The organism is Vibrio harveyi NBRC 15634 = ATCC 14126 = KCTC 12724 (genome assembly GCF_001591145.1).
Lineage (GTDB): Bacteria > Pseudomonadota > Gammaproteobacteria > Enterobacterales > Vibrionaceae > Vibrio > Vibrio harveyi.
In genome coordinates this window covers 42443-61646 of record NZ_BCUF01000006.1, presented here as the reverse complement: position 1 = coordinate 61646, position 19204 = coordinate 42443, and the positions used below count along the sequence as shown (strand labels likewise).

General features: G+C 45.0%; 16 protein-coding genes. 8 read left to right on the top strand and 8 right to left on the bottom strand.

Annotated elements, in window-relative coordinates; all coding sequences use genetic code 11:
- Positions 1-5 precede the first annotated feature (5 nt).
- Positions 6-407 (top strand): hypothetical protein, encoded by a 402-nt coding sequence (locus VHA02S_RS04970; protein WP_005444828.1) that lies wholly within the window; start codon positions 6-8, stop codon positions 405-407.
- A 62-nt stretch (positions 408-469) separates the two neighbouring features.
- On the opposite strand, the gene VHA02S_RS25735 is transcribed toward VHA02S_RS04970, so the two are convergent.
- The 3 genes from VHA02S_RS25735 to VHA02S_RS04960 form a co-directional block, all read right to left on the bottom strand.
- Positions 470-568, bottom strand: coding sequence for a MetS family NSS transporter small subunit (locus VHA02S_RS25735; protein WP_005444829.1), 99 nt, complete (start codon positions 566-568; stop codon positions 470-472).
- Positions 568-2028: a sodium-dependent transporter gene (locus VHA02S_RS04965; RefSeq protein WP_038897692.1), complete on the bottom strand. Its 1461-nt coding sequence runs from the start codon at positions 2026-2028 to the stop codon at positions 568-570. Before VHA02S_RS04965 ends, VHA02S_RS25735 begins: the two co-directional genes overlap by 1 nt.
- 481 nt (positions 2029-2509) lie before the next feature.
- A complete protein-coding gene (locus VHA02S_RS04960) occupies positions 2510-3100 on the bottom strand; it encodes an outer membrane protein (RefSeq protein ID WP_017817853.1) in 591 nt (196 codons plus the stop codon).
- Between the two features lie 127 nt (positions 3101-3227).
- Here VHA02S_RS04960 and cydH point away from each other — a divergent pair, with 127 nt between their 5' ends.
- Both cydH and VHA02S_RS04955 read left to right on the top strand, forming a co-directional pair.
- A complete protein-coding gene (gene cydH / locus VHA02S_RS25730) occupies positions 3228-3320 on the top strand; it encodes a cytochrome bd-I oxidase subunit CydH (RefSeq protein WP_005444835.1) in 93 nt (30 codons plus the stop codon).
- 18 nt (positions 3321-3338) lie between these two features.
- Entirely contained in the window at positions 3339-4484 is a 1146-nt protein-coding gene (locus VHA02S_RS04955; RefSeq protein ID WP_005444837.1) for a patatin-like phospholipase family protein, read from the top strand.
- A gap of 49 nt (positions 4485-4533) precedes the next feature.
- On the opposite strand, the gene pyk is transcribed toward VHA02S_RS04955, so the two are convergent.
- Positions 4534-5976 (bottom strand): pyruvate kinase, encoded by a 1443-nt coding sequence (pyk, locus tag VHA02S_RS04950; protein WP_038897693.1) that lies wholly within the window; start codon positions 5974-5976, stop codon positions 4534-4536.
- A 319-nt stretch (positions 5977-6295) separates the two neighbouring features.
- Between pyk and mlc the strand changes: the two genes are divergently transcribed.
- Complete coding sequence (mlc, locus tag VHA02S_RS04945; RefSeq protein WP_005444840.1) at positions 6296-7513, top strand: sugar metabolism global transcriptional regulator Mlc; 1218 nt, start codon at positions 6296-6298, stop codon at positions 7511-7513.
- A 232-nt stretch (positions 7514-7745) separates the two neighbouring features.
- A complete protein-coding gene (locus tag VHA02S_RS04940; protein WP_005444843.1) occupies positions 7746-8693 on the top strand; it encodes a chemotaxis protein CheV in 948 nt (315 codons plus the stop codon).
- Between the two features lie 344 nt (positions 8694-9037).
- Here the strand turns inward: VHA02S_RS04940 and VHA02S_RS04935 are convergent, their stop codons facing one another.
- From VHA02S_RS04935 to VHA02S_RS04920, 4 genes are all read right to left on the bottom strand, one after another.
- Positions 9038-12112: an error-prone DNA polymerase gene (locus tag VHA02S_RS04935; RefSeq protein ID WP_038897694.1), complete on the bottom strand. Its 3075-nt coding sequence runs from the start codon at positions 12110-12112 to the stop codon at positions 9038-9040.
- Positions 12113-12139: 27 nt separating this feature from the next.
- Positions 12140-13543 (bottom strand): Y-family DNA polymerase, encoded by a 1404-nt coding sequence (locus VHA02S_RS04930; protein ID WP_038897695.1) that lies wholly within the window; start codon positions 13541-13543, stop codon positions 12140-12142.
- Between the two features lie 4 nt (positions 13544-13547).
- Positions 13548-14240, bottom strand: a complete 693-nt coding sequence (gene imuA / locus VHA02S_RS04925) for a translesion DNA synthesis-associated protein ImuA (RefSeq protein ID WP_038897696.1) — start codon at positions 14238-14240, stop codon at positions 13548-13550.
- 131 nt (positions 14241-14371) lie between these two features.
- Positions 14372-15118, bottom strand: a complete 747-nt coding sequence (locus VHA02S_RS04920; protein ID WP_005444850.1) for a YciK family oxidoreductase — start codon at positions 15116-15118, stop codon at positions 14372-14374.
- Positions 15119-15396: 278 nt separating this feature from the next.
- Here VHA02S_RS04920 and sohB point away from each other — a divergent pair, with 278 nt between their 5' ends.
- The 3 genes from sohB (at position 15397) to rpsA (ending at position 19132) form a co-directional block, all read left to right on the top strand.
- Positions 15397-16458 (top strand): protease SohB, encoded by a 1062-nt coding sequence (gene sohB, locus VHA02S_RS04915; protein ID WP_005444853.1) that lies wholly within the window; start codon positions 15397-15399, stop codon positions 16456-16458.
- Between the two features lie 212 nt (positions 16459-16670).
- Positions 16671-17351 carry a (d)CMP kinase gene (cmk, locus tag VHA02S_RS04910; protein WP_038897697.1) on the top strand — a complete coding sequence of 227 codons (681 nt, stop codon included), beginning with the start codon at positions 16671-16673 and terminating at the stop codon, positions 17349-17351.
- Between the two features lie 110 nt (positions 17352-17461).
- Positions 17462-19132 carry a 30S ribosomal protein S1 gene (gene rpsA / locus VHA02S_RS04905; RefSeq protein WP_005444855.1) on the top strand — a complete coding sequence of 557 codons (1671 nt, stop codon included), beginning with the start codon at positions 17462-17464 and terminating at the stop codon, positions 19130-19132.
- The last annotated feature ends 72 nt before the right edge of the window (positions 19133-19204 follow it).

Genomic DNA, 19204 nt, shown 5'->3' with positions numbered 1-19204 from the left:
CGTGTATGAAAAAACAAATAATGCTGGCAGCAGCACTGTTACCTAGTGTAAGTATGGCAGCAAACCAACCGACGAATTTTTCCGTTGGTATGGCAGTGGATCAGCAATTGAGTGTCGTAGTTGAAATCGATGATAAATATCGAGGTATCATCGGTAATGACGGTATGGCATTTGACTATATCGCGAAACGTGGTTCTTTTGAGCAAAATATGCCGCTGACCTGGTATGTAGGTGTTGGTGGTTGGTACGAGTGGGATGATGAATTTGGTTTTCGTGTTCCGCTTGGCGTGAATTGGGATCTTTCAAAAGGATGGGATCTCTATGCGCAAATTCATCCAGAGCTCGATCTGTATAAAGGACCCGATCTTCAAATTGGTGGAGCTCTTGGGGTTAAATACAGCTTTTGAGTTAAAGCAGATACAAAAATGCCGGCATAAACGCCGGCATTATTCTTGATAAAGGATCGGTATTATTGCTGCTTATCCATCGCTCGCTTGATGCACACAGCTGCGCCACCCCAAGTGATGCCAAGACCAATAACCATCATAATAATTGCACTTGTTGTCATTACGCTTTCTCCTTGCTTACCACATTAATCAGTACACCAAACACAAATAGCGCGGCAATCATTGCCCAGCCAAGAGTTAGGTCGTAGCCACCGTAACCTTCTGTTAGAAGGGCATATAGCTTAGTTGCTAGGATAATTGCTAGCATGATTGGAGTAACAAAACGTAGGCAGACTACAAACCATTGACCAATAGAGAAATCTGAACGCTCATTTACATAGTCACGAACTTGTGGCACTTGTTTAAGTAGCCAAGCCATTAAGACGATTTCAACCAGACCGCCAACCATGATGCCGACGTTATTAGCAAAGTGGTCGACAAGGTCAAGTAATAATAGACCTCCGTTTGTTGCAAATGCCATTGAGACAATAAAGCCAATACCAATCACCACGTTTGCCGCTTTTTTACGGCTCCATTTCAGTTTATCGATAACTGCAGATGTTACCGCTTCCATGATTGAGATGTGCGAGCTTAAGCCAGCTACAACGAGAGCAAAGAAGAACAGAGGACCAAGAATATATGGCGCTGGTAACAAATTGATAGCGGCAGGTAGCGTTACGAACGCAAGGCCAACACCAGCAGAGACGACTTCAGTCAGTGGTTTACCTTGCTCTTGAGCCATGTAACCAAGCACTGAGAAGATCATGATACCGGCTAAGATGGAGAAACCACAGTTGATAAGGACAGTCATGAAGGCGTTATTCGTGATGTCTGATTTCTCAGGCAGATAACTGGAATACGCTAGCATGATGGCAAAGCCGATACTTAGGGTAAAGAAGATCTGCCCGTACGCAGCTGCCCACACTTTCACGTCCCAAATCTTACTGAAATCAGGCTCAAACATGTAGTTTACGCCATCTAGTGCCCCAGGAAGGAAAATCATACGACCGATCAAGAACACGACCATGATGAACAAGATTGGCATCATGATTTTTGATGCTCGTTCGATACCCGATTTAACACCACTCACAATGGCCGTGTAGGTGATTGCCCAAGCAATCAGCATGGATACTGCGATCTTCCATTGAATGCTGCCCAAATCCGTTGGTGAGTTATCACCAAGTTTTAGGTATTCACTAAAGAAGAAAGCATTGGTGTCAGAACCCCAACTTTGGGTAAACGACATACCAAAGTAAGAAATTGCCCAGCCAATAACAGCGACGTAGTAAACGGCGATAACCGCAGCTACACCCACTTGGAACCAGCCAAGCCACTCAAACTTGACGTGGATTTTAGCTAATGTTTTCGGAGCAGAACCACGGTATTTTTGACCCATACTGAATTCCAGGATCATAAATGGAATACCAGCAGTAATCATGGCGAAAAGGTAAGGAATAAAAAAGGCACCACCACCGTTCTCATAAGCCATATAAGGGAAACGCCAGATGTTACCCAGACCGATGGCTGAACCGACTGCAGCTAAGATGAATCCCGCACGGGATCCCCATTGTTCTCGCTTCATATTTGACTCCTGTACAACTCCCTAAGGAATGAAGCTCTTCTTGGCAGGTGTAAATCCCAGCAGAATAAAGGGCAACTGTTATCCGTCAGTTTTCTATCCTAAACTCGGTATTATTGTTACTTTCTGGTTTTTTACTTTGTTTTGCCAATGAAGAATTAGAATTAAATGCTTTAAATTTTGATGTGTGTTTGCAAAAGCTGAAATATTCTTCTGCTTTCTGTCTTCAGACTAACTTTTTACATTATTTATCGCAATAGATTCTAAATGTTAACGGCGAGATTTTATCTGGTTTAAATATTGTTAAATCGTGATTTGCTAGGTTATCTGATCAGTGAGGTGGGGTTATTTTCAGAGTATATGACTGTCTTATTGATGTGATCTTGGTCAAATAAACTCTTTTTGATTATTAGGGCGTATCTCTGCGTTCGATACACCCTATAGACGATTTGGCGTCAAAACGATTCTTTAGAAGTGAAAGCCGTTAGAAGCGGAAGCTAAAGCCAATATTGGATTGAAATTGGTTCATCCAGTCGGTTTCAAACTTGATTACACAAGAAGAACCATCAGTAGGAAGCACGCATGCTCCTGAGGTGTCATTGTCAACAACGGTACCTAACCAACGAACTTGAGCGGTCAATGCAAAGTTTTTAGAAAATGTGTACTCAAGTCCTGCGAAAGCACTAGCTGAGAAACCGTATTTGTCATCCACCCAATCAGCATCAGCATATGAAGCACCTAATCCAAGGCCAACATAACTTTGCCAACCTGTCGCCACTGGATAGTAGATGCTGCTTTGAAACTGCAGGTAATGGATGTCTGCTGAGTTGTTCACATCTTGTAGTTCAGAAGACTGATTCGAATAGAATAAACCTAAGCGACCCATTTCAAAAGGAGTCTCTACCGATAAAGCGTAGTTAATTGAAGGGTCAAGATCGTAGGTGCGATTGTTTTCATCTTCTACTTTGCCTCCTCCCGTGAAGCCAATGTAGGGAGTGACGATAACGTTTGCTTGAGCTGCCATAGAACAGCCCAATAATACACTCCCAACTAGCCAGCCAATTTTATTGTTCATTTGCTATCTCCTTATTATGACTAAGCTAATTGTGATGCCTTAGTCAAAATCGTGCGACTAAATTAGGCAATTCTTGAACATAATTCACACTGGTGTTATTAATTTGTTACAACAAAAGGAGGTGTCTATGGAACACGATCTAAAATCAGCCCTACTCATCGTCGTTACGGTATTCGCAGTTTTACTCTCTTTTGGCATCATTGCGATTACGACGGCTTAAACTAACGGCATTACGCCTATGATACGCAACAGCGGTATTATCACTGATAGCCATGCTGAGCTCGACATTCAAGTGTATGAGCAGTTTAGAAATGGCAAAACTGCCCTTGTCGCACAAGGAGGAGGGCAGAGAGGGATTTTTACCGCTGGTGTGCTAGACGCATTTCTTCTCTCTAATTTCGATCCATTCGACGAATTCTATGGTACGTCTGCCGGAGCGCTTAACCTCTGTGCTTTCCTTTGTCGTCAGCATGGTATGGGTAAAGCTTTTATAACCGATCTGACCACGGCTCCCGAATTCTTCCATCTGATCCGCTACATTCGTAAAAAACAGTACTTAGGTTTGGAGTGGGCGCTCGAACGTATTCAAGATTACCCTTATAAACTCGATCTGGATCTTGGTCGCTCTGCGCTAGGTCAAAGAGGAGCGTTTGCTGCGGTCACTAACGTCGATACGCTCTCAGACCACTACTTACCAATACTCGGTGGTGATTGGCTCAATACGATGGTGGCTACATGTGCTATTCCAAAACTGTATCAAGGTGCTGTAAATGTAAACGGGCAGCATTTTGTTGATGGAGGCGTTTCTGCATCGATTCCCGTTCAAGAAGCGTGGCGTAAAAATGCACGAAATATCATAGTGATCCGCACTGAGCCTTTCTCTGAATCGGAAGCCAAAGCGCAAAGTGAGCTTGGTGAAGAAGGGATCAAATGGTACCGAGAGTCCATAAACTCGGTTCAAGAATCTTGGCAAGATAAGGTCCATCAATGGAAGGAAGATTGGAGCAATTTCTTGCAGCAAAAAATTAACGCAGCACATCAATCTAAATTGTCTGGCAGAAAGTTATTAAATGGTGGGCGCTGGCTATTTGGAGCCGATAACCTCTATCGTTTGAGCCATTTGATTGGTGAGAATTTTGATTCTGGATTAGCAGACATGTTGATGATCCATTATCAAACCTTCGAGTTGACGCAAGCTTTCCTTAGCGCACCGCCTGACGATACTTTTATTTTGCAATTGGCGCCGAAAGAGGAGCTGCAATCCTCATCTCTTTTAAGTGACCCTGAAGCTCTTGAGCATGATTATCAGCTTGGTTTGCAAACCGGTTTTAACCTGATTCAGCTTTACGACAAATTAAATATGGAAGGTCGAGAGACAGCCTAGATAATAAAAAGGGCACCATTTCGGTGCCCTTGCTTATCAAGTGTTGAACTTATGCTGACAGGATTCGCATGCAGTTGGTTGAACCAACCACGTCCATAACATCACCTTGAGTGATGATCACCAAATCCCCTTCATCCAATAAGCCTTGTTCTTTTAACGTCACAATTGCATCGTGTGCGGTAGTTAGACCTGCGCCACCTTTTGAGTCAAAGTACACCGGAGTTACCCCACGATAAAGCGCAGCACGATTCAGTGTCGATTCGTTGCGTGATAACGCGAAAATAGGCAGACCTGAACTCAAACGAGACATCATGAGCGCGGTGCGACCAGATTCGGTCAAGGCAATCATCGCTTTTACGCCTTCCATGTGGTTAGCTGCGTACATAGTGGACATTGCGATGGTTTCTTCTGCGGTTGCAAAGGTGCGATCTAAGCGATACGTCGACAAGCTTGCTTCAGCCATCTTCTCTGCGCCCATACATACTTCTGCCATGGACTTGACAGTTTCTACTGGGAATTGGCCCGCCGCCGTTTCTCCAGAAAGCATTACTGCATCTGTACCATCTAGCACGGCATTGGCAACGTCCATGACCTCTGCTCGGGTTGGCATCGGTGCCGCAATCATAGACTCCATCATTTGAGTCGCAGTAATCACGATGCGGTTTAAGCTGCGAGCACGACGGATGAGTTTTTTCTGCACGCCAACAAGCTCTGGATCACCAATTTCTACACCCAAGTCGCCGCGAGCAACCATCACTACATCGGACGCAAGAATAATGTCATCAATCGACTCGCTGGTGGCTACCGTTTCTGCTCGTTCAACTTTGGCAACGAGTTTTGCTTCTAGACCTGCATCTCTTGCCAAACGGCGAGCATAGTGCATATCTTCGCCATTACGAGGGAAAGAAATCGCAAGGTAATCGACTTTGATTTTTGCGGCAGTGAGAATGTCCGCTTTGTCTTTCTCTGTTAATGCATCGGCAGATAAACCGCCACCTTTTTTGTTGATTCCTTTGTTATTAGACAAGGGACCACCAACGGTGACGCGTGTATGAACTTTATTCCCTTCGACACTAGTGACTTGCAGTTGAACACGTCCATCGTCAAGGAGCAGGATATCGTTAGGTGAAACGTCTTGCGGTAGCTCTTTGTAATCCAAACCAACGGACTCTTGGTTTCCCTCACCTTTTGGTAAATCACTGTCTAGTGTGAATTTGTCACCGACATCAAGATAAATTTTGCCATCTTTGAAGGTGGATACGCGGATTTTTGGGCCTTGTAAATCACCAAGAATGGCAACTTGACGTCCTAGTTTTGCCGCAATAGCACGGACTTTTTGCGCGCGTTGAATATGATCGTCACTGGTACCGTGAGAGAAGTTCATACGGACGACATTTGCTCCAGCTTTGATGATCTCTTCAAGGACATTGTCTTTATCTGTTGAAGGGCCAAGCGTTGTAACAATTTTGGTTCTTCTTAATATGGAAGTCATAGATTCTCCGAAGAATGCAGGTGTAGGACTAGATAACTCGAATTCTATTCTCGCTAAGTATATGCACAGTATGCGCGGATTGTTGGCATTTAGGTCAAAGTGCTGAAAAAACATCAACACACAGGTGTTGCAACCTAATTTGATGAATAAAATAAGTCATTTTTCAAACAATTTAACAGGAGTCGATTTCTAGTTATTTGATTGAATACACAAACAAACATGTTTATACGTGATGCTTGTCACGGGGATTTATCAATTCACTTCACAATTACTTCGCAAAGTAAAAAAATTATCCCGTTATAGAATTTCGGAGTGCAAGATGTACATGGCTCAACCGGGCCATATTGATCATATCAAACAGGTCAATGCTGGTCGTGTATACAAACTAATTGACCTAAAGGGTCCAATATCTCGAATCGATTTATCCAAGCAAAGTGAGCTTGCGCCTGCGAGTATCACTAAGATCACTCGAGAATTGATTGAAGCCCACCTGATCCATGAAACAACGGTACAGGAAGCAACCAGTCGCGGTCGTCCTGCGGTGGGGTTACAGGTCAATAATGAAGGTTGGCAATTCTTGTCGATGCGTTTAGGTCGAGGCTACTTGACGATTGCACTGCACGAGCTTGGCGGTGACGTTCTTATCGATACCAAAATCGATATCCACGAACGTGACCAAGATGATGTGCTGGAACGTTTACTCTACGAAATTGATGAATTCTTCCAAACCTACGCCGATCAACTTGATCGTGTTACCAGTATTGCGATTACTCTGCCCGGTCTAGTGAACTCAGAGCAGGGTATCGTGTTGCAAATGCCGCATTACAATGTTGAGAACCTAGCGTTAGGTCCTGAAATATACAAAGCAACAGGCTTACCGGTTTTTATTGCCAACGATACGCGTGCATGGGCACTAGCAGAGAAACTGTTTGGTCATTCACAAGACAACGACAACTCGGTTCTTATCTCTATTCACCACGGCTTAGGCGCAGGTATTATCTTGGATGGTCGAGTGCTACAAGGTCGACACGGTAACATCGGTGAACTCGGTCATATCCAAATCGATCCGAATGGCAAGCGTTGTCATTGCGGCAATATTGGTTGCCTTGAAACCGTTGCCAGCTCACAAGCGATTCGAGAAGAGGTTGTGACTCGTATTGCTCAAGGTGAAGCTTCAGTTCTTGCTGAACAAGAAGAAATGAGCATTGAAAGTATCTGTGAGGCGGCTGCAAATGGCGACCCTTTGGCTGTTGATGTTATCGAGAAGCTTGGTCGTTACTTAGGCTCTGCCATTGCGATTGTTATTAACCTATTTAACCCAGAAAAGATCTTAATTGGTGGGGTGATCAACCAAGCGAAAGAGGTGCTTTATCCTGCTGTTCGTCGTTGTATTGAAGAACAAAGTTTGCCGGTTTACCACCAAGACCTTGAACTGGTGGAGTCTCGTTTCTATAAACAAGCGACCATGCCGGGAGCGGCTTTGATTAAGCAAGCACTGTACGACGGTCAGTTGTTGATGAAGGTGATTGAAGGTTAATTTTTCTGACATCAGAATAGGGCATTTACTGAGGGTGAACAGGAAGGTTCGCCCTTTTTTGATCATATGAGCAGAGAAAACTCGAATCTGAGCGCTGCTTCATTGCTATATCAATAGCATTAATGTAATTTTCGTAAGTATTGTAGAACACTCATAAAAAAGTATTACTTTGTTGTTCCAACACAGTTTTCTATAAAGAGTGAAAGGTAGTCGTTCAAAGTTAGGTAGTGGTATGTCCGGAGTGTTAAATACGGTTGATCAGCGTACAAATCTAGTGGGTGAAAACCGACTAGAGCTTTTGCTGTTCACGCTAAATAGTCGCCAGTTATTTGCGATTAACGTTTTTAAAGTGAAAGAGGTGATCAAACTGCCTCCGCTTACTAAGCTGCCAGGTTCTCACTATAACATTCGTGGTGTGGCATCTTTGCGTGGTGAAGCTGTACCTGTGATTGATTTACGTTGCTCGATCGGTTTCCCTCCATTGCGTGGTGAAGTTGAAGAAGAGAACTTGATCATCACCGAGTACAACCGTTCTATTCAAGGTTTCCTTGTTGGACCGGTTCGCAACATCATCAATACTGCATGGACTGAGATTCAGCCGCCACCATCTACATCAGGACGCTCCAACTACCTAACTGCTATCACCCAAGTGAAAGATGGGGATTCATCTCAAATCGTTGAAATTATTGATGTAGAAAAAGTACTGGCTGAAATCGTTCATTATGACGTGACCATCTCTGACGGCATACTAGATCGAGAACTGGCTCAAGCAATGATTGGACAAAATGTCCTCATTGTTGATGATTCATCAACCGCGCGTAATCAGGTAAGAGACACCTTATCTCAGCTTGGTTTGAACATCATCGAATGTCGCGACGGTTTAGAAGCATTAACGGTTCTTAAGCGTTGGTGTGATGAAGGCAAAGACATCGAAAAAGAACTGCTGATGATGATTACGGATGCGGAAATGCCAGAGATGGACGGGTATAGGCTGACTCATGAAGTGCGTTCTGATTCTAGAATGTCCAAGTTGTTTATCACCTTAAACACATCTTTAAGTGGTAGCTTCAACGAAGCCATGGTGCAAAAAGTGGGGTGTGATCGCTTTATTTCTAAGTTCCAGCCTGATCTTTTGGTTGAAGTTGCACAAGACAGAATGCGTCAAGTTTTATATACGTAGAATTAATCAGTGAGCCCTAAATTAATCCATAAGGATAGGTGATTAATTGAACGGTGATTGCTAAACTGTTTTACATATTTCTGAGAATGAAATATGTAAAGTATATCGCGTCACTTTTCACCTATGAGTCTATTTAGACTTATCAATATAGGGTACTTCCGTTTAATGATATGGTTAACATCGAAAGTCATCATGACTTTATCCTTGTTACTGTATAGGAAATACAAGACTAAGCGTACGGAAACGATGACTGAAGATTAATTCAGCAGAATCAAAAAGGGAGGCTTGACCTCCCTTTACTTTTTTCGGTGCAATGCCTTTTCCTACCTCTAAAACATGATTGCTTAATGGAAGTCGCGTGATTTACTTTTCAGCTCAGCAAGATTGTGCGTGCAATCGATGAGCTTACCTGCGATCACGTGCGTGACTTCGCCTTCACGCTCTAAAATTCCTTTGACCATCAACACCTTTGAAGTGAGATAAGCTTGCTTTTGGGCGCGTGCTGTTGCTCGCCATACCACCACATTGATGTTGCCTGTATCGTCTTCCAAAGTGAAAAAGGTCACGCCAGCAGCGGTGCCGGGAGATTGTCTGCCTGTGACAACACCGACAACCGTCACTAAAGATTTATGCTCTTTTTCGACTAACTGCTTCATCCGAGTAAAACGCGGTAACTTACCAGCTTCTTCCAGCAACGTAATCGGATGGCGACTTAGTGATAGTCCGGTACTGGCATAATCTTCAACTAAGTTCTCGTATTCAGAAGGCTGAGCCTGGTAACTTACCATTGGCTCTTCCATGTGATGGAATAAAGGTAAGTCTGATAGTGAATCCATCGCTGCCCAGCGAGCGTTATAGCGATTACCTGAAAGGATTTGAAACGCATTAGCAGAAGCGAGTAACTCAATATCGCGGCGGTTTCTTAAGATTTGCTTCACCTCTTGGATAGCGCGATAGCCGGAGTTTGGTCGTCGTTCAACTAGCCGAAAGGCGCTTTCCTGATTAAAGCCCTTTACTAAGCGAAAACCCAGTTGCACACCAAGGCGACCATTCGGACGTTTGACCAAATGGTGCTGATAGGAGGAATGATTGATGCAAACAGGCAGCACTTCAACACCGTGTCGGCGCGCATCTTGAATCAATTGTGAAGGGCTATAAAAGCCCATCGGTTGGCTATTGAGTAGGGCAGTATAGAACTCAGCAGGGTAGTAATATTTCAACCATGCAGAGCAGTAAGCTAGCACAGCAAAAGAGGCTGAGTGACTTTCCGGGAAGCCATATTCACCAAAGCCGCAGATTTGGTCGAAGATGCGCTCAGCAAACTCCAAGTCATAGCCTCGCTCACGCATTCCGTCGATCAGCTTAGGTTTGAACTTGGCAAGATCGCCGTTTTTCTTCCATGCCGCCATTGCACGGCGTAATTGATCGGCTTCACCACCACTAAATCCTGCCGCTACCATCGCCAGTTTGATTACTTGTTCTTGGAAAATCGGCACGCCCATAGTGCGCTCTAGTACGCTTTTCACTTCTTCTGATGGATAGCTGATTGGCTCTTCACCATTTCGTCGTTTTAAAAACGGATGCACCATATCACCTTGAATTGGACCCGGGCGAACAATGGCAATTTGCACCACCAAGTCATAGTAACGCGCGGGTTTTAAACGCGGCAGCATGCTCATTTGCGCGCGAGACTCAATTTGGAACACACCAACGGTATCGGCTTTTTGGATCATACGATACACGTACGGATCGTCTTGCAATCGCGTGATCTCGGCAATCGACAGTGATCGCTGATGGTGTTTCTCGACCAATTGAAAGCATTTACGGATCGCGTTTAACATGCCGAGCGCGAGGACGTCGACTTTCAGTAGTTTTAAACTTTCTAAATCATCTTTATCCCATTGAATAATGGTGCGATCTTCCATCGAAGCGTTCTCAACAGGCACCAGTTCGTACAAAGGACCAGAAGAAATCACAAAGCCGCCAACGTGTTGGGATAAATGGCGCGGAAAGCCAATGATCTCGTTCACCAACTGGATAAACTGCTGACCTTTTAACGACTCTGGCTGCAATCCTAATTCGATGATTTGCGCTTGCCAACCTTGGCTGCGATCACGTCGATTAACGTTTTTGATGAAGAAATCCAATTGAGTCTCTTCAATCCCCAACGCTTTGCCCACTTCACGCACGGCACTTTTAAAGCGATAGCTGATAACGGTGGCTGCCAGAGCGGCACGCTCGCGCCCGTACTTTTTGTAAATATATTGAATGACTTCTTCACGGCGCTCGTGTTCAAAGTCGACATCAATGTCTGGCGGTTCTTTTCTTTCTCGGCTAATAAAGCGTTCGAACAGGACCGAGATTTGCCTAGGATCGACGGCAGTGATTTCTAAGCAGTAGCACACCACCGAGTTCGCTGCGGAACCTCGCCCTTGATAGAGAATGCCTTGTTGTTTAGCAAACATCACAATGTCGTGAATGGTGAGAAAGTAATAGTGATATTGCAGCTCTTCGATGAGTGTTAATTCATTCTCAATGGTTTGATGAATGTCTGAGGGTACGCCCTCAGGAAAGCGCCGCTTTTTACCACGCTCGACCAACATACGTAGATAAGTAGTAGGAGTGTAACCATCCGGAATCAGTTCTGTTGGGTATTCGTATTTCAACTCTGAAAGCTTGAATGCGCACAAGCTCGCAATATGAGTGCTTTCTGCTAGCCATTCGGATTTGTAAATTCGAGACAGTTTGTTCAATGGACGCAGTGCTCGCTCGGCATTGGATAAGCGACCAAAGCCAAGCTTGTCGACGCTACAACTATGTTTTACGGCGGTTAAGACATGTTGCAATGGTAAGCGCTCAACCGCATGCATTAAGACGCCACCACAAGCGGTAATTGGTAATTCGAACTCGCTTGCCAGTAACTCACAGTGTGTGGTGTAGGCATTATCGTCGCTGTCTAAATGACGTTGAATCGCGACCCATAATCGATGAGCGTGGTGTTGTTGGAGCCAACGCCCCCAATAATGGTCGCTTTCTTGATGAGTAGGGAGCCACAGTACTAAACAGTGACGAATCGACATCAAGTCCCATTCAGACAATTGATAACTGCCTTTCTCGCTACGTCGCCTTGCATTAGTGATGATCCGGCACAGCTCTGCATAAGCTTTACGACAAGGACAAAGCAGCACCACTTGGCACTCATCATTGAGCCAAAACATGCTGCCGACAATTTGCTTGATGTCGAGTTTATGCTGCTCGATGGTCGTATGGGCTTTCACAATGCCCGCGACGGAGCACTCATCGGTGATTGCAATGGCTTGATAGCGATAAAACGCCGCCTGCAACACTAATTCTTCTGCATGAGAAGCGCCAGTGAGAAAGGAGAAGTTGGACTGACAAAACAGTTCTGCGTAACTCATAACGATCTAATAAAAATAACTGTCGATTTAACAAAAATAGCCATGGAGAAACCAATGTTTGTGCTGATCGCGAAATACCCATAACCAGCGACCTTGCTTGGTGTGCGCAATGTAATAATCACGCATGATCTCATCACCATCCCACCATCCAGAGACAATACGCTCAGGTCCATGTACTAGAGATATTTGCTCTTGTAGCGCGATAGGTGCGGGCAATTGCATCGCGGGGCGCAGTAGAGCAGGAACGGTGTTAATTGAGACATCTGGCTCATCGGCTGGGCGATATTGGCTGGCTTTCTCTGGTCTTGGATCGCAGGCAATATTGGGTTTGAGTATTGCGCTTTTGCCCAATTTGGCTTGCAGTAAAGAGAGCAGCTCTAATGCGTTCATTTGCCCTTTTTGCCCAGCAAAAAAATCGCGTGCAGAACTTAAAGGCTCACCTTGGCGTTCTACTTTTAACGTCAGACCGATAACAGGGCCGTTTAACGTGACGGATTCCAAACTCAAACTCGCGAGCTGTTGCCAACGTTGGCACAAGTAATCACCTTGTGCGGATGTGAGCGGAAGGTGCTGCGCTTGCTTGTCTCGCTGGTGGAGGGTTAAAGAGAGTTCAAACGCGACTTTATCACGCAGCTTGAGAAAGGTTTCGAGCTGACGAAGCAACTTAGCTAGTGGCTTTTCAATCCATTGGACGTTTTCAATCTCAAACAGCAGTTCTAAATAAACTTGGAAGGATTCGGTAGGGTGATAAAAGTCGACAGGGTGTTTAAACTGTCCAGTCAGTCGGCCAACGTAGTTCACCAAATCAATATCGAATCGGCGTGCAATGTCTTGTAGTGGCAGTTCAAGTAAGCCTTGCAGTGTGGTGACGCCTACACGTTGTAACTTCTCTACAGTAGCGCTTGATAAATCTGTCAGTGTTAACGGTAGTGGCGATAAGGCTTGTTGTATGGCAGATTTGTCTTCGTTGATGACGTTCGTCCCTGCTAATGCCATCAATTTGGCAGAAAAAGGCGAAAAGCCACATCCGAATTGAAAACTCAGTTTCAGCTCCGATAAGTGAGCTCTGACTTTATTCCAATAGTTTTGGAGCCCTTCATAGAGATTAAGCATTGGAGTTGCGCGCAGTAAAATACCTTGGTTTGGCATCAATACGACGTCAGATGTGATCAAATACAGCCATTGCGCAATTTCTTGTAACTTGCTCAATTCGGTTTGCGGATGATAAGGATGCACTTGCAAATCTCGGCACAAAGAAGCCGCACTACCCAAGCCCATATTTGGTTTAATGCCTTGTTGCTCGGCAATCTCGTTGTATTGAATGATCCGACAACGTTGGCTTTCTACGATCACCACGGGTTGCTCTTGGTTATCGCCAAAGAGTGCGTCTAGCTGCAGGCGAGGGAAGTGCAAATAAATCCACAAAGCCATACCACTAACCTTGATTCGCCAATGGGAAATTGACCACAGTTGATGGAATGTGAGTCGTGGTTGGCATCACCAATTGTGGGTAGTGGTGTTGGAAATTGATGTCGACACTACCTTTGCTCCAACCGCCTTTTCGTTTGAGAACTTCCACGCTAACGCCTTGTTCATGACCTTGCAATTTCAGACTCAACGAAACAGGTAAAGACAAGCGGTTTGTCATATTAGGTTTGAGCATAAACAGAGGGCAAGATCCTTGCTCGCTCGCCACTTGCAGACGTTTTACTTGGTGGATCTCTAGTTCATCTTGCCATAGCAAAACGTTGGTACAAACACCGCTCTTGAGGCACTGCTCCGCTGCCCATAATGTATCGCGCTGATGTTGAGGCGTGACCACCCACACCTGGTTGATGTCTAGCCCAATGCCGTGTAGGAACAATGAATTCATCAATGCTGGTGGCTGAATGAATGCCGTGACTCCTCTCGAAAGGGATGCTTTTAAGTAAGGCGCAAGCAAACGCAGCTCGCCAATGCTGCCTATGGATTCCATTTCCACCACTCCGTGAGGAGGAAAGCCGCCACCAAGCAGAGCATCTAGCTCCGGAAAACCAGAACTATTAAGGAACTGATGATCGTCAGCTTTGGTTAGATTTGCTTGCCAAACAAGATGCTGGCTTTTTAAGTGTTGGATGATGTCTTGCATAAATAAAATACCTGTATGTACATACAGTATATTTCTGTGATGGAAAGTCGCAAGATTTTTATAGGCAGAAATACGAAAAAAGGCAGCATTTGCTGCCTTTTCAATCAATTATGTGAGGTAACCTAAGTGGGTTATTTACGCTTTGGTTGAGCGTCGATGCACTGACCGTTTACATCAGTGACTGCTGGGTCCATCAAGTGAAGGTAAAGCGGCATGATGTCCAGCGGTGTTTTTAACGTGTTTGCATCTTCACCTGGGTAGGCTTTTTCACGCATACGAGTACGAGTTGCACCAGGGTTAATTGCATTCACACGTATTGGTGTATCACTCAACTCATCAGCCAAGACTTGCATCATACCTTCTACAGCAAACTTAGAAATAGCGTATGGACCCCAGAAAGCACGACCAGAGTGACCAACGGTTGAAGAGGTAAAGACAATACGACCCGCTTCTGATTTACGCATGATCGGTAGTAGCGCCTGAGTCATCAGTACTTCCGCTTTCACGTTGATCTGCATGATGTCGTCGAAGTCTTCTTCATTGATTTGCTCAAACGGACACAGCGTGCTGAGAACACCGGCGTTGTGCAATAGACCATCCAAACGACCAAATTGACCTTCGATGGTTTCTGCCATGTCGATGTAGTGTTGCTTTGTTGCACCTTTTAGATCGAGTGGGATGATCGCTGGTTGAGGGTAGCCCGCAGACTCGATTTCATCGTAAATGGATTCAAGGTTTTGAACGTTTCGACCCAGTAGAATCACAGTCGCACCGTGCTGAGCGTAAGAAAGGGCGGCTTGGCGACCGATACCATTGCCTGCGCCAGTGACAAGAATGACTTTACCTTTTAGGGCATCTGCTGAAACGGAGTAGTTCACGGTAGTTAATCCTTATTATTGTATCTAGTTCCGACGTACAGGCTTCATGTTCGTTTGTGTAGAAATGCGCCTGTTTCTCAATGGAAAATCTTGGTAATCGTGACAAGTTGGTTACAATACACCAATTCATGTGTTATACCAATTCCAGAACGGTTGTCCGGTATGTTATTTGAACGCTATCAATCAGAACAAGAGGTTGCTGATTTTCTTGCCTTCTTTCTGATTTTTCTACGTAACATATTGATGACTATCACTGGTATGAGATAGAGGAACTCTCATTGGAATTTTTATTAGATTACGGTCTGTTTTTGGCTAAGATTGTTACCGTTGTTGCAGCAGTAATTGTGCTGTTGATTATCGCAAAATCAGCGAGTGGTAAGTCGGGTGCAGCAAAAGGCGAATTGGAAGTTACCAACCTTTCTGAACGTCATAAAGATGCGGTAGAGCAGTTGGAGCATCACCTGCACGATGACGCTTTCATCAAAGCTCGTGATAAAGCAGTCAAGAAAGAAGAGAAAGAGAAGAACAAATCTCGCGAGAAAGAAATCAAACAAGCGAGCAAAGAAGGTTCTCTCGATAGCAAGCGCGAACCGCATCTGTTCGTGTTGGACTTCAACGGCAGCATTGATGCAAAAGAAGTAGGCTCGCTACGTGAAGAGATCACTGCAGTATTAGCTGTCGCTCGTGAAGGCGATGAGGTTTTGCTGCGTCTAGAGTCTGGCGGTGGCATGGTTCATGGTTATGGCTTGGCATCTTCTCAACTTGACCGAATCAAAGCAGCGGGTCTGCCTCTGACGATTTCTGTCGACAAAGTTGCAGCAAGTGGCGGTTACATGATGGCGTGTGTGGCAGACAAGATTGTCTCAGCTCCGTTTGCGATTGTGGGTTCTATCGGTGTTATCGCACAGATCCCTAACTTCAACAAACTGTTGAAAAAGCACGATATCGAGTACGAACAGCTAACGGCTGGTGAGTACAAACGCACACTGACTATGTTTGGTGAGAACACTGACAAAGCGCGCGATAAGTTCAAGCAAGAACTTGAAGAAACACACGTACTATTTAAAGACTTTATCCGTGAGCGTCGCCCAGATCTAGAGCTTGAAAAAGTGGCAACGGGTGAGCACTGGTTTGGTACGCAAGCGAAAGAGCTAGGGCTGGTGGATGAAATCAGCACTTCCGACGATCTGGTTGTCGCTGCATGCAAAGAGAAAACCGTACTAGCAGTGCATTACGTGCAGAAGAAGAAACTGGCAGACAAGCTCGCTGGTGTTGCAGGTAAAGTGGCAGACAGTGTCGTGCTTAAACTTGCAGAGCGTGGTCAAAAACCGATTGTTTAATCGATAAGATAACGAGTAAAACTTAAAACGGCGAGAGTGAAAATTCTCGCCGTTTTTTATTGGAACTTTTCTCAATAGCGTGAATCCAAGTGCGCGTTGGGTGTAATGCTTTACACGACATTTTTACTCGCTCCAAAAGGCAATTACCCGTATAATACGCGCCTCGAAAACCGAGCAAATTGCTGAAAAAGAAATTATAGGTGGAGAAGAACATGTCCTCTCAAACTCCGGTTGTTACCGTAGATGGACCTAGTGGTGCAGGTAAAGGCACTTTATGTATGTTGCTGGCGAGGAAGTTGGGCTTTCATCTTCTTGATTCTGGCGCAATTTATCGTGTACTTGCACTCGCAGCGATTCACCACGGCGTAGACACTGAGTCAGAAGATGCGCTTGTTCCACTTGCTACTCATCTAGACGTGCAGTTTGTTGCTGAAGGTGACCTAGTAAAAGTGATTCTAGAAGGCGAAGACGTCTCTGGTGAACTTCGTAAAGAAGAAACTGGGATGGCGGCGTCTAAAGTGGCAGCTTTGCCACGCGTTCGTGAAGCATTATTGCGTCGTCAGCGTGCATTTGAGACTGCTCCGGGTCTTGTTGCTGATGGTCGTGACATGGGTACGGTTGTATTCACGGGTGCACAAGCGAAAATTTTCCTTGATGCGAGTGCAGAAGAGCGTGCAAATCGACGCCTTAAACAGTTGCAAGATAAAGGGTTAGATGTTAGATTTGCTGACCTTTTGAGCGAGATCCAAGAGCGTGACGATCGAGATCGTAACCGCCCAGTGGCGCCACTACGCCCTGCAGAGGATGCGCTTGTGCTAGATTCTACGTCGATGACTATCGACGAAGTGGTAGAAAAGGCACTACAATATATCGAATCGAAGCTAGCTGAGTAATTACGCTCGGCTAGGCTAAGAGCGTCGGTCGCAAGGATGATGATTGGCGAATTTAATAACCCCATGCGGTAGGATACCCGTGGACGTTTAATTTATTGAAGATTAAATAAATGACTGAATCTTTTGCTCAACTCTTTGAAGAGTTTCTAAACGAAACAGAATTCCAACAAGGCAGCATCGTTAAAGGTACTGTAGTAGCTATCGAGAACGGTTTCGTTCTTGTTGACGCTGGTCTTAAGTCTGAATCTGCTATCCCTGCTGAACAGTTCAAGAACGCTGCTGGCGAACTTGAAGTTGAAGTTGGCGCTGAAGTAGACGTAGCTCTAGACGCTGTTGAAGATGGTTTCGGTGAAACTCAACTTTCTCGTGAGAAAGCTAAGCGTCACGAAGCTTGGATCGTTCTTGAGAAAGCTTACGAAGAAGCTGAAACTGTTGTTGGTATCATCAACGGTAAAGTTAAAGGCGGTTTCACTGTTGAACTAAACGGTATCCGTGCTTTCCTTCCTGGCTCTCTAGTAGACGTACGTCCAATCCGCGACACTGCTCACCTAGAAAACAAAGAGCTAGAGTTCAAAGTTATCAAACTTGACCAAAAACGTAACAACGTAGTTGTTTCACGTCGTGCAGTTATCGAATCTGAGAACAGCGTTGAACGTGACGAGCTTCTAGAAACTCTACAAGAAGGTTCTGAAGTTAAAGGTATCGTTAAGAACCTTACTGACTACGGTGCGTTCGTTGACCTAGGTGGCGTTGACGGTCTTCTACATATCACTGATATGGCTTGGAAGCGTGTTAAGCACCCATCTGAAATCGTTAACGTTGGTGATGAGATCCAAGTTAAAGTTCTTAAGTTCGACCGTGAGCGTACTCGCGTATCACTAGGTCTTAAGCAACTAGGCGAAGATCCATGGGTAGCAATCGCTAAGCGTTACCCAGAAGGTCACAAACTAACTGGTCGCGTAACTAACCTAACTGACTACGGCTGCTTCGTTGAAATCGAAGAAGGCGTTGAAGGTCTAGTACACGTTTCTGAAATGGATTGGACTAACAAGAACATCCACCCTTCTAAAGTTGTTAATGTTGGCGACGAAGTTGAGGTTATGGTTCTTGAAATCGACGAAGAACGTCGTCGTATCTCTCTAGGTCTGAAACAGTGTAAAGCTAACCCATGGCAGTCATTCGCTGAAGCACAAGCTAAAGGCGACAAAGTTACTGGTAAGATCAAGTCTATCACTGACTTCGGTATCTTCATCGGTCTAGAAGGCGGCATCGACGGTCTAGTTCACCTATCTGACATTTCTTGGAATGTTGCTGGCGAAGAAGCTGTACGTGAGTACAAGAAAGGCGACGAGATCTCTGCAGTTGTTCTAGCAGTAGACGCTGAGCGTGAGCGCATCTCTCTAGGCATCAAGCAAATGGAAAACGACCCATTCAATGCTTACGTTGCTGACAACAAGAAAGGTGTTCTAGTTAACGCTACTGTAACTGCTGTTGACGCTAAAGGCGCTACAGTTGAAATCGCAGAAGGCGTTGAAGGCTACATCCGTGCTTCTGAAGTATCTCGCGATCGCGTAGAAGATGCTTCTCTAATCCTAAGCGCTGGTGATGTTGTTGAAGCGAAGTTCACAGGTGTTGACCGTAAGAACCGCGTAATCAACCTATCTATCAAAGCTAAAGATGAAGCTGAAGAGCAAGAAGCAATGGCATCTATCAACAAGCAAGACGAAGCTGCTTTTGGTAATGCAATGGCTGACGCTTTCAAAGCTGCTAAAGGCGAATAATTTACTCGCTTAAGCTAAAAAGGAGCCGCAAGGCTCCTTTTTTATGCTTGCTACTTTGCGAGTAGTAATACT

Coding starts and splice junctions, on each gene's coding strand:
- VHA02S_RS04970 (WP_005444828.1), top strand. CDS start 6: ATGAAAAAACAAATAATGCTGGCAGCAGCACTGTTACCTAGTGTAAGT.
- VHA02S_RS25735 (WP_005444829.1), bottom strand. CDS start 568: ATGACAACAAGTGCAATTATTATGATGGTTATTGGTCTTGGCATCACT.
- VHA02S_RS04965 (WP_038897692.1), bottom strand. CDS start 2,028: ATGAAGCGAGAACAATGGGGATCCCGTGCGGGATTCATCTTAGCTGCA.
- VHA02S_RS04960 (WP_017817853.1), bottom strand. CDS start 3,100: ATGAACAATAAAATTGGCTGGCTAGTTGGGAGTGTATTATTGGGCTGT.
- cydH (WP_005444835.1), top strand. CDS start 3,228: ATGGAACACGATCTAAAATCAGCCCTACTCATCGTCGTTACGGTATTC.
- VHA02S_RS04955 (WP_005444837.1), top strand. CDS start 3,339: ATGATACGCAACAGCGGTATTATCACTGATAGCCATGCTGAGCTCGAC.
- pyk (WP_038897693.1), bottom strand. CDS start 5,976: ATGACTTCCATATTAAGAAGAACCAAAATTGTTACAACGCTTGGCCCT.
- mlc (WP_005444840.1), top strand. CDS start 6,296: ATGTACATGGCTCAACCGGGCCATATTGATCATATCAAACAGGTCAAT.
- VHA02S_RS04940 (WP_005444843.1), top strand. CDS start 7,746: ATGTCCGGAGTGTTAAATACGGTTGATCAGCGTACAAATCTAGTGGGT.
- VHA02S_RS04935 (WP_038897694.1), bottom strand. CDS start 12,112: ATGAGTTACGCAGAACTGTTTTGTCAGTCCAACTTCTCCTTTCTCACT.
- VHA02S_RS04930 (WP_038897695.1), bottom strand. CDS start 13,543: ATGGCTTTGTGGATTTATTTGCACTTCCCTCGCCTGCAGCTAGACGCA.
- imuA (WP_038897696.1), bottom strand. CDS start 14,240: ATGCAAGACATCATCCAACACTTAAAAAGCCAGCATCTTGTTTGGCAA.
- cmk (WP_038897697.1), top strand. CDS start 16,671: ATGTCCTCTCAAACTCCGGTTGTTACCGTAGATGGACCTAGTGGTGCA.
- rpsA (WP_005444855.1), top strand. CDS start 17,462: ATGACTGAATCTTTTGCTCAACTCTTTGAAGAGTTTCTAAACGAAACA.